General features: G+C 34.9%; 3 protein-coding genes and 1 pseudogene. All 4 read right to left on the bottom strand.

Going from position 1 to position 1,942, the window contains the following annotated elements; all coding sequences use genetic code 11:
- Positions 1–125 (bottom strand): annotated as a pseudogene (locus C510_RS17275) (GGGtGRT protein); the annotation flags it as partial.
- A 161-nt stretch (positions 126–286) separates the two neighbouring features.
- Complete coding sequence (locus tag C510_RS0115860; RefSeq protein ID WP_018712248.1) at positions 287–880, bottom strand: putative polyvalent protein kinase domain-containing protein; 594 nt, start codon at positions 878–880, stop codon at positions 287–289.
- Between the two features lie 180 nt (positions 881–1,060).
- Positions 1,061–1,336: a Txe/YoeB family addiction module toxin gene (locus tag C510_RS0115865; RefSeq protein ID WP_018712249.1), complete on the bottom strand. Its 276-nt coding sequence runs from the start codon at positions 1,334–1,336 to the stop codon at positions 1,061–1,063.
- Positions 1,324–1,614, bottom strand: a complete 291-nt coding sequence (locus C510_RS0115870) for a type II toxin-antitoxin system Phd/YefM family antitoxin (protein ID WP_018712250.1) — start codon at positions 1,612–1,614, stop codon at positions 1,324–1,326. The genes C510_RS0115865 and C510_RS0115870 overlap by 13 nt, the downstream gene beginning before the upstream one ends.
- Positions 1,615–1,942 lie beyond the last annotated feature (328 nt).

Genomic DNA, 1,942 nt, shown 5'->3' on the forward strand with positions numbered 1-1,942 from the left:
ACCATCGGGTTGTTACCGATACCCAGGAATCCCATCATTTCTACGTGAGCAGGAACTGATGAAGAACCAGCAAACTGAGCATCTGAGTGCATACGACCCATAGTATCTGTCATACCGTAAGAAGCAGCGACCGAGCATCCCTGCAACCAGCTTAATTAACTATAAATCAAATCTATAGTGGAAATAGATAAACTCCGTGTAAATAAAAGAACTAATTATAAAAATGGGCTGCATTATGGTCAAATTCCCAATGCAATTCCGTTTGTAAGAGAAATCCATATTTGGATTAAAACTGTGTTCTGATTTGAGTGTCGATAAAGTATAAATCACCGTCAATACCATAAAGTACATTGTTAGGAACTACATCAAACACTTCATATTCTGAATTATGATATTCGTCGTAATAGTCCATTTCAAAGCCTAATGCTTTCATATAGGTAGCTATTTCATCTTCTGTAGCTTCTCTTTCAGCCAAAATGTAAGGTTGTATAAGAACTGCACAGAATTCTTGTTGGCTATTATAGGCGAAACCTATCATCTGATAAGGTACGTTACCAAATAACTTGTTGTGTGCATTTATGCGGATGAAGAAATTCTCCAAATCATCGCCTGCGTATTCAAAATTATTCAGTTTAATAACGATATTATCTTTATTTCCTGTATAGACTTCGTTTTCTCCACCTTTACTAAGAAATTCAACATTTAGTTCAGAAAGAGAAATCCATAAATTGTTAGAATTGGCGAAGTCAATCAGCTCTTTTGTTTGCCCTCTCTTATAGCTCTCTGTTGGTTCAAGCGTTCCTGCTGTTTCCTTTTTTCTTCTAGCGATATAGGCTGCTTGCTCCAAGATGCTATTGATTGGCGAGTGCGTTCTATCCATTCTTTGTGAAATTCATTTATATATTCCATAAATCTTATGTTTGTGAGTTCAAAACAAAGATAGTTATTCCTTTTTTAACTTCCATGATTGGTACGACATTTTATTTCTTGGGGCTTATAAAAAAGGACAACTAACTGAATAGCTGTCCTTTCTTCAATATGAGTAATAAGTGACGGTTTGTTATTTCTTGGAATAATGGTATCTCATAGAGAATATATAAACCTCTATTATATCATCATGTACGGAGTAAACAATTCTATGCTCTGCATTGATTCTTCTTGACCATTTGCCTGCCAGTTCATATTTAAGCGGTTCTGGTTTTCCTATTCCAGTATAAGGGTGTGCAGCAATATCTTCCAATAAAATTTTGATTTTGTTTAAGATAGCCTTGTTTCCGCTTTGGGTAAAGTATAGATATTCTTTCCGTGCCTGTTCTGACAAAGTTATTCTGTACATGCTGCCCGTTTTAAGAAATCTTCTATGCTTTCACCTTCATTCTGGGATATAGAGTTACCGTTCTTAATATCCTCTTCCCCTTTATGTATTGCTTCCATTGTATCGGGTGAGGACATGATGTATTCCGTTTCCTTTAGAGAATTGTATTCATCCAAAGAAATCATTACTACTCCTTTGCCATTCCCACGATTGATAACTACGGTATCATAATCGTCAATGACCGCATCAATGTAGCTTTTCAAGTTGGCTCTTAAATCTGTGTAATTGGCTGTTCTCATAAATCCTCCTTTGTATAATACAAAGATATGTACTTATTTGCGTACTTGCAAGTATGAACGATTAATTATTTGATATTTTAGAAAAGACATCCATAAAGAATGCCCTTTTCTTTTTCAATCAATGAAGCCGAATAATTAATGGACCATTTATATCTTTCATTACCCTTTAAAGCTATTTACAGACATTTATTGGAAAAACGCTAAACGGACAGCAATGAATTGCCATCTTCTACCCATGAAGTACAGACAAAATAAAAATCCCCATAACTCATGGAGTTACAGGGATTTATTATCTTGATTAAGTATAGATTACTTATTCAAAGCAGTA

This window comes from Phocaeicola barnesiae DSM 18169 = JCM 13652 (genome assembly GCF_000374585.1).
GTDB classification, from domain to species: Bacteria; Bacteroidota; Bacteroidia; order Bacteroidales; family Bacteroidaceae; genus Phocaeicola; species Phocaeicola barnesiae.

Coding starts and splice junctions, on each gene's coding strand:
- C510_RS0115865 (WP_018712249.1), bottom strand. CDS start 1,336: ATGTACAGAATAACTTTGTCAGAACAGGCACGGAAAGAATATCTATAC.
- C510_RS0115860 (WP_018712248.1), bottom strand. CDS start 880: ATGGATAGAACGCACTCGCCAATCAATAGCATCTTGGAGCAAGCAGCC.
- C510_RS0115870 (WP_018712250.1), bottom strand. CDS start 1,614: ATGAGAACAGCCAATTACACAGATTTAAGAGCCAACTTGAAAAGCTAC.